Annotated in this window: 6 protein-coding genes; 5 read left to right on the forward strand and 1 reads right to left on the reverse strand. The window is 36.1% G+C overall.

Features of this window, described 5'->3' with window-relative positions:
- The first annotated feature begins 44 nt into the window (after window positions 1-44).
- The 4 genes from KBF89_02850 (at window position 45) to KBF89_02865 (ending at window position 6,218) form a co-directional block, all read left to right on the forward strand.
- On the forward strand, window positions 45-2,912 hold the full coding sequence (locus KBF89_02850; GenBank protein ID MBP9115260.1) for a leucine--tRNA ligase: 2,868 nt from the start codon (window positions 45-47) through the stop codon (window positions 2,910-2,912).
- Between the two features lie 280 nt (window positions 2,913-3,192).
- Window positions 3,193-3,951 (forward strand): helix-hairpin-helix domain-containing protein, encoded by a 759-nt coding sequence (locus KBF89_02855; GenBank protein ID MBP9115261.1) that lies wholly within the window; start codon window positions 3,193-3,195, stop codon window positions 3,949-3,951.
- Window positions 3,952-4,048: 97 nt separating this feature from the next.
- Window positions 4,049-5,251, forward strand: a complete 1,203-nt coding sequence (locus tag KBF89_02860) for a ComEC/Rec2 family competence protein (protein MBP9115262.1) — start codon at window positions 4,049-4,051, stop codon at window positions 5,249-5,251.
- Window positions 5,193-6,218, forward strand: a complete 1,026-nt coding sequence (locus KBF89_02865) for a hypothetical protein (protein MBP9115263.1) — start codon at window positions 5,193-5,195, stop codon at window positions 6,216-6,218. Before KBF89_02860 ends, KBF89_02865 begins: the two co-directional genes overlap by 59 nt.
- Before the next feature lie 7 nt (window positions 6,219-6,225).
- Here the strand turns inward: KBF89_02865 and rpsT are convergent, their stop codons facing one another.
- Window positions 6,226-6,495: a 30S ribosomal protein S20 gene (rpsT, locus tag KBF89_02870; GenBank protein MBP9115264.1), complete on the reverse strand. Its 270-nt coding sequence runs from the start codon at window positions 6,493-6,495 to the stop codon at window positions 6,226-6,228.
- Window positions 6,496-6,604: 109 nt separating this feature from the next.
- On the opposite strand from rpsT, the gene lepA reads away from it, so the two are divergent.
- Window positions 6,605-8,244 (forward strand): translation elongation factor 4 (lepA, locus tag KBF89_02875; protein ID MBP9115265.1); only part of this gene is annotated, 1,640 nt, incomplete at its 3' end.

Below are 8,244 nucleotides of genomic sequence, written 5' to 3' on the forward strand. Positions count from 1 at the left end.
TACTTATTCAAGCAGATATTGTATGTTGAACTAATATATAGCATATGTCAGAAACCGAATCTAAAATATCAATTTCAGCAGAACCTAAATTTCGCTATAGTGCAAAACTAGCGAATGATATAGAGTTGAAATGGCAAAAATATTGGGAAGAATCTGATGCTTTTTATTCACCGAACCCAAGTGGTGAACTAGCCAATACCAATCCCGAAATCAACCGTCACGCTGAAATTAAACCAAAAATGTTTATTATGGATATGTTCCCTTATCCATCGGGGGCAGGTCTTCATGTTGGTCACCCTTTAGGTTTTATTGCTACTGATGTATACTCTCGCTTTAAACGTATGACGGGTTTTAACGTTCTTTACACTATGGGTATGGATGCTTTTGGTCTGCCTGCTGAACAGTATGCAATAGCAACTAATACTCATCCACGTATTACAACTGAAACCAATATTGCAAATATGAATCGCCAGCTTGGTCGAATAGGTTTGAGTCACGATAAGCGTCGGGCGGTATCTACTATTGATCCTAATTATTTTAAATGGACACAAAGTATTTTCTTAACTATTTATAACTCATATATGGATGAGAAAACAAACAAAGCTGCACCGATAGAGAAGTTAATTTCTGAATATGAAAATGGAACTCGTAATGTTGAGGGCGCAAGTTTTAGCGATCTTTCTAAAAAAGAAAAAACAAAAATTATTGATGGTTTTAGGCTTGCTTATTTAGCCGACTCTATTGTCAATTGGTGTCCTGGACTAGGAACTGTTTTAGCTAATGAGGAAGTTACTGCTGAAGGAAAATCTGAACGGGGCAATTTTGATGTTTTCAAAAAGCCAATGAAACAATGGATGATGCGTATAACTAAATATGCAGATCGACTCATTGAGGATCTTGATTTTATTGATTGGCCAGAATCTTTAAAACTAATGCAACGCAATTGGATAGGAAAATCTAAAGGTGCGATTTTAAGTTTCGATGTGAAAGATTCGAACGAAAAAATTGAAGTTTTTACCACACGTACAGACACTATTTTTTCAGCAGCTTTTATAGTTTTAGCTCCAGAGAATCCCTTGGTACAACAAATTACTACCCCTGAACAAAAAAACTCCGTTGAAGCATATATCAAAGAGTCTTCTGCTAAAAATGATATTGAACGTACTGCTCAAGACAAAGAGAAGACCGGTGTTTTTACTGGTGCGCATGTTATTAATCCTGCAAATGATGAAGTGATTCCCATTTGGATAGGTGATTTCGTTCTAGCTAATTATGGAACTGGTGCGGTATTTGGTGATATTCATGATGAGCGTGACTTCGAGTTTTTGAAAAAGTTTGATATTCCAGCATGTATTGCGATAATTCCAGAAGACGAAGAGGAAGCAAAAAAAGTTATTGCAAAAGAATATCCTTTTACGGGAAATGGTATTTTGGTGGATTCTGGTGAATTTTCGGGTATGAAATCTGATATTGCTTTACCCGAGATGGTAGCTTGGCTAGCCGAAAAAGGTCATGCCAAAGTGACAACAAATTATCGTCTTCGTGATTGGCTATTTTCGCGCCAACGTTATTGGGGTGAACCTTTCCCTATTGTTTATGACAAAGAAGGTATTGCACATGATATTCCTACTTCAATGTTGCCTTTAGAACTTCCTTTATTGGAAAACTTTGCTCCTGAATCTAGTGATGATCCAGATGCAAAACCTAAACCTCCCTTAGGCAGGGTTTCTGATTGGGTTAATGTCGAACTCGATTTGGGTAGGGGAGAAGGTCTACAAAAATATACGCGCGAAACAAATACTATGCCTAATTGGGCTGGTTCATGTTGGTATTATTTACGTTATTGTGACCCAGAAAATCAAGACGTACTTATTGATCCTGAGATTGAAAAATATTGGTCCGGTATAAAAACTAATCCTAATAAAGAAAAATCAGGTATGGTTGATTTATATGTTGGTGGGGTAGAACATGCTGTGCTTCACCTTTTATATGCGCGTTTTTGGCATAAAGTTTTATTTGATCGAGGTATTGTTTCTACCGAAGAGCCTTTCGCAAAACTTTTTAACCAAGGAATGATTCAGGCTCACGCTTACACTGATGAGCGTGGCGTATATGTTGAGGCGAGCAAAGTTACCGAATTTAATGGTCAGTATTTATATACTGATGATGAAAAGGGTGAGATAGAAGTAAGTCGTGAGTTCGGCAAAATGGGTAAGTCACTAAAAAATATTGTGACACCTGATGAAATGTGTGAGAGTTATGGAGCAGATACATTACGTCTTTACGAAATGTTTATGGGTCCACTTGATATGAGTCGCCCATGGTCTACTTCTGATGTGAGCGGTGTTTATCGTTTCTTGCAACGTATTTGGAGGAATATTGTTGATGAGGAAACTGGCGAGATTAAAATTAGCGATGCTGGCGTTCCTGATGAATTATTAGTAATTTTTAATAAAACTATTGATGGTGTTCGTAGTGATTTTGAATCTATGAGTTATAACGTTGCTATTGCGAAAATGTTTGAACTTAATAATGCTTTAACTAAATATGTTGCTGATGGTAACGACTGTCCTCGCGAAATCGCACAGACTTTTGCTTTATTGTTAGCACCTTTGGCGCCACATTTTGCAAGTGAGCTTTACGAAAAATTAGGCAACGATGATTCTTTGATTTATGCTGACTTTCCTGTTGCTAATCCTCAATATTTGGTCGATGACGTGATTGAAATTCCTGTACAGATCAATGGCAAGGTGCGTTCTAAGATTCTTGTTCCTAGCAATGCTGACGTTGATGTTATTGAATCCGCTGCACTCGAAAATGAGGCTATTGCATCACAATTAGAGAATATGATTGTTCTCAAGGCAGTTGTTGTTCCTGGGCGTATGTGTAATTTTGTTGTGAAGCCTGCTTAAATTATTTCTTGTATTGTTGGTATCTATAATTTCAATACGATATAAAGATTTTTTGACACACCCATAAGAACCATGAGGGTAAGTAGAAATTGCTTAGGAAGTACTCATGAAATCCCAAGAACCCCAATCGAAATATATCCCTCAAGAACCTATCACTAATATCGCGAAATTAAACTTGTTATTGTACAGAAGTTTTTCTTGTAAAAGTCACAGCACGCTGCTATGATTTTTACAATTCCCGAATCTTCCCTGGATAGTTCTATTTCTTTTTAGGAGAAACATGGGATTGCATCACGATTTTTTTGATGATGAAGATGATGGCGAGAATAAAATAGCTAATCGCCCGTTAGTGTCGTTAGATTTTTATGAAAGAATCAAAGCATTCACAGAACGTACAGAAATAAAAATAGCTATTGGAATAGTTATTGCAGCGCTTATAGTTGGATATTTCTTTGGAGATATATTTGGCTCGAATGATCTTAAATCAAATACTCCAGCTAGTGCACAAAGCAATAATGCTTCACAAAGCTTTCCAAGTACAACAGTTACAACGATAAAATCTAGCAAAATTAAAGTATATATAACTGGTGAAATACAAAAACCTGGCGTATACGAAATGGAAAATAATTCACGTCTTACTGATTTATTTCAACTAGCAGGGAACATAACAATAAATGCAGATTTAAACCAATGTAATCTCGCAAGCTTTATAGTTGACGGAATGAAAATAGTAGTTCCAGCAAAAGGTGAAACTCTAACAACTTGTGGGCAAACTCCATCTCAGGGTCAGACAAGCACAGGTGAATCATCGGTGTTAAACAATACTGGTGGCTCAGCTACAACTGGTGGTCTAATCAACTTAAATTCAGCATCACAAAGCGAACTCGAATCATTGCCTGGGGTTGGTCCTAGCTACGCGAAATCAATACTTGATTACCGCAGTACAAAAGGTGGATTCAAATCTATTAACGACCTAAAAAACGTGAAAGGTATTGGAGATAAACGTTTTGAAGATCTAAAAGATCTAGTAACTATATAAAATGCAAATCAAAATTGCACTAATTAAAAAATATAGTTATATTACATTCATAATATTTGTACTATTTATAATCAGACTAAATATTGATAATGTAAAAATGCATTCAGTTAATATAGAAAAATTAAATATTGCTCAAACTCATCTAATAGAAATACGCGACGATCCAGAATATAAATATTTCTCAACTCAAGCAATAGCAATAGATCAAACGATAAAAAAACATATTTTATTAGCTGCTAGCTCTGATACGGGTGGAAAACTACAAACGTTTCAAGTAGGTGACAAATTTTTAGCTAAAGGTTATTATACCGAATTAAATGAATACGAAAGTTATCTCAAAGAACAACATATATATGCGAAATTTACTCTTGAAAAAATAATACAAGTAGAACAAGGCAAAAATATAATAGAAAAAATGTCTAACTATTTTAGAAATCAAATGCTAAATGGTTGTGGAAGATTAGGCATTGATACACAAGGTATTTGTGAAGGATTATTAATAGGCGAAAAATCACATATTTCAAAACAGACATATTCTAAATATAAAGATGCACAACTTACTCACTTATTAGTAGCTAGTGGTGCAAATATAGTATTCATAATCACTTTTTTAACACCTATATTAAAACGGATGAAATTAAGGCTTAAATATGGAACAATGTGTTTTGTTGCAATATTTTATTGCATACTCACAAGGTTTGAGCCATCAATATTGCGCGCAACAATCATGGTCTGTCTGCCAAGTATTGCACGTATTAGAGGGCATCGATTAAATGAATATAAAATATTTTTTGCATCAATAATCGTGTGCTTATTTATCGACCCATTTTTGATTTATCGAGTTGGATTTTGGTTATCAGCAAGTGCAACAGGTGGACTATATTTTTTGACACCAAAATTAAAACATATAATTAATTCAGATTTAATAGCGAGCACTCTAGGTGCAACAATTGCTGTCCAACCAATACTGTGGATTGCTTTCGGATTCAATTGGCCATTTAAGTGGCCTATATCAGTAGTCGCTATAGCAATTGCTGAACCATTAAGCACAATAGGTTTTGTATTTACATATTTATCAAGTTATATAGATACAAGCAATATATTTGCCAGTTTATTTTCTAATCTAATGCATGTTGGCTGTTGGCTTTTAAATATTACGGCTAGTTTTGGACAAAGCATAATATCAAGCTATTTGGGGATGTTTTTAACACTTTTCTTGATTATCGCCTACAATAGAAGCCGTGGCAAAGAACGATGTGCAAGAAAACAAGAACATTCGCGTTTTTTACATTATCGGTGATGACCCAATAGCGAGGATTAAAGAAAGCAATGTCGTCGTTGATGAAATTCTTGGTAGCAACGATCGATCTTTAGCCTTAGAAAGCTTTGATCTTTCAGACTCAGATTCTGACGATGGACGAAATGAAATTATTGACCGCGCAATTACATCACTTATGAGCCCTCCATTCTTGACTGAAATTAGAGTTATTGTAATTCGTGACATAGGTGGTGCAACAAAAGAAAATATAGATCCTTTAGTCAAATATTTTCAAGATATGACGCAAACTTCATATTTAGTAATGGTACAAGGTGGAGGAAGAATATTACCCACACTTACAAAAGCATTTAAACCAATATCTATACAACGTGGACAACAAAGTGAACAAATCCCCGAAATGTATGCGCGACTTGTGCGAGAAAATAAATTCAAATTTGAACCAGGTGTTAGAGAAGCAATTTTCTCAAGGGTAGCAGATGACCGGTCAAAGCTAGATGCGATATTTTCACGTTTAATATCTACCTTTGGTAAAGGGGCAGAAATATCGGTAAAAGCTATTTCGCCATTTCTGGGTGAAGCAGGCACAGGACCAATATATGAATTAGCTAATTATATTTGTAGCGGTAATTCCCAAAGTGCACTAGAAACAGTATCTCGTTTAATGAATTCAACATCTATAACTTCCATAAAAGCTATGCATCCTTTACAAATAGTAAGTTTATTGGCAAATCATTTTAGAAAACTAGCAATTTTAGATAGCCCAGATATAAATAATAAAGACGATGCGCATTTAGCACTAGGATCAAAAGGTAAACCTTATGGTTCTCAAAAATTATGGGAGCTATCCAGACGCCTAGGGTCGAAAAGAATTTTACAATCGATAATAGAATTGGGAAATGCTGATGTTTCCATTAAAGGTGAAACCGCTATAGATGGACAAATAGTTATAGAACTTTTGGTTATCTCTCTATGTAAAATTTGTGCCTAGTTATTAACTATTTTTTAGGAGCTTTAGCGTTAGCCATTTTCATTAGACGCGAAGTTCTTCTAGCTGCAGTATTTTTGTGGATACGACCTTTAGCCTGAGCTGTACCAATTTTACTTTGAGCAACTCTTACAAGTTCACCAGCAGTTTTGTCTTTGCTCTCAATTGCACTTGAAGCATTTTTCATATATGTACGCAAAGCAGATTTTGTTGCTTGGTTACGAAGGCGTGCTTTCTCATTAGTTATAACACGTGCCTTTTGGCTCTTAATATTTGCCACATTCTCTCCTAGAGTATTGTTGAATTTATACCTTTTTCTAAAGGTAAGAACAAATAATATAGCAGATATAGGCACAAGCTTTCCAGCCCGACTAAATTCTTAGCCAGTGATTGATCAAAGTAAAATTCGAAATGTTTGTATTGTTGCCCACATTGACCATGGTAAATCTACACTTGCCGATAGGTTCTTAGAAGTAACAGGTGCAGTTGACGCCCGTGATATGCGTGCACAGTACCTTGATTCTATGGATATTGAACGTGAACGTGGAATTACCATTAAAGCGCAAAATGTGAGACTTACCTATAAAGAACACGAGATACAGTTAATAGATACTCCAGGTCACGTAGATTTCGGTTATGAAGTATCACGGTCACTGGCAGCCTGTGAAGGTGCTATTTTGCTTGTAGATGCGTCTCAGGGTATAGAAGCCCAGACCTTAGCTAATTGCTACTTGGCTTTAGAGCACGACTTAGAGCTCGTGGTGGCATTGAACAAGATTGATCTACCCGCAGCTGATCCTGAAAAAGTATGTGCAGAAATCGAAGCTGTACTTGGTATTAAACCCGAAGATGTTCTTTGGATTAGCGCAAAAACTGGTTCTGGTGTACCCGAATTATTAGATGCAGTTATAGAAAAGATTCCAGCGCCAGAGGGTGATGCGAATGGACAACTTCAAGCTTTAATGTTCGATTCATATTATGACCAATATCGTGGTGTAGTTTCAGCCATAAGAATAATGCAAGGAACATTGCGTAGCGATTCAAAAATGCGATATGTGAATCAAGGTAAAAGTTATGATGTTGAAGAAATTGGAATTCGTCGTCCAGGTCAAACGCCGGTTAATGAATTAGGCCCTGGTGAAGTTGGTTATCTAATAGCCGGCATTAAAGACGTCGGCGAAGCTCGCTCTGGTGAAACTGTAACACTTGCTAGTAATCCAGCTCCCGCACTAGAAGGTTATCTCGATCCGAAACCAATGGTATTTTGTGGTTTATTTCCTGTTGATGGGGATGATTTTGGAAATCTTCGTGAAGCTTTGGAAAAACTTAGGCTCAATGATGCTAGTTATACTTTTGAGCCGGAATCTTCAGAAGCTTTAGGTTTCGGTTTTCGATGTGGATTTTTAGGATTACTGCATATGGAAATTATTCGCGAACGTTTAGAACGAGAATACAATTTAGTTTTAGTTGCAACTGCTCCAAACGTTGCATATTTTGTTACAACTAATACTGAGTCAAGAAAAGAAATTGAATCGCCTTCGCATATGCCACGTCCTGATTCAATTAAAAGTATTGAAGAACCATATGTGAAAGTTACATTATTAACGCCAACAGATTATGTTGGAACATTAATGGAACTATCTCAAGAGCGACGTGGAGATATGTTAAATATGACATATATAACTCCAGAGCGAGTAGAACTTAAATACGAAATGCCACTCGCTGAAATTGTTATGGATTATTTCGATATGGTTAAATCAAGATCAAAGGGTTATGCTTCTCTAGATTACGAACCATCAGGATATAAAGAATCCAAATTAGTCAAGGTTGATATTCTTTTAAATTCTATTATTGTTGACGCGTTTAGTTCTGTTGTCCATCGTGATAAGGCAGAATCTTATGGTCGTAAAATGGCAGAAAAACTACGCGAACTTATTCCACGCCAACTATTTGACGTTCCAATACAAGCAGCAATTGGTGGTTCGGTAATCGCTAGAGAAACAGTACGTGCACGACGCAAAGATGTATT

Source organism: Acidimicrobiia bacterium (genome assembly GCA_018057765.1).
Taxonomy (GTDB): domain Bacteria; phylum Actinomycetota; class Acidimicrobiia; order IMCC26256; family JAGPDB01; genus JAGPDB01.

Coding starts and splice junctions, on each gene's coding strand:
- KBF89_02850 (MBP9115260.1), top strand. CDS start 45: ATGTCAGAAACCGAATCTAAAATATCAATTTCAGCAGAACCTAAATTT.
- KBF89_02855 (MBP9115261.1), top strand. CDS start 3,193: ATGGGATTGCATCACGATTTTTTTGATGATGAAGATGATGGCGAGAAT.
- KBF89_02860 (MBP9115262.1), top strand. CDS start 4,049: ATGCATTCAGTTAATATAGAAAAATTAAATATTGCTCAAACTCATCTA.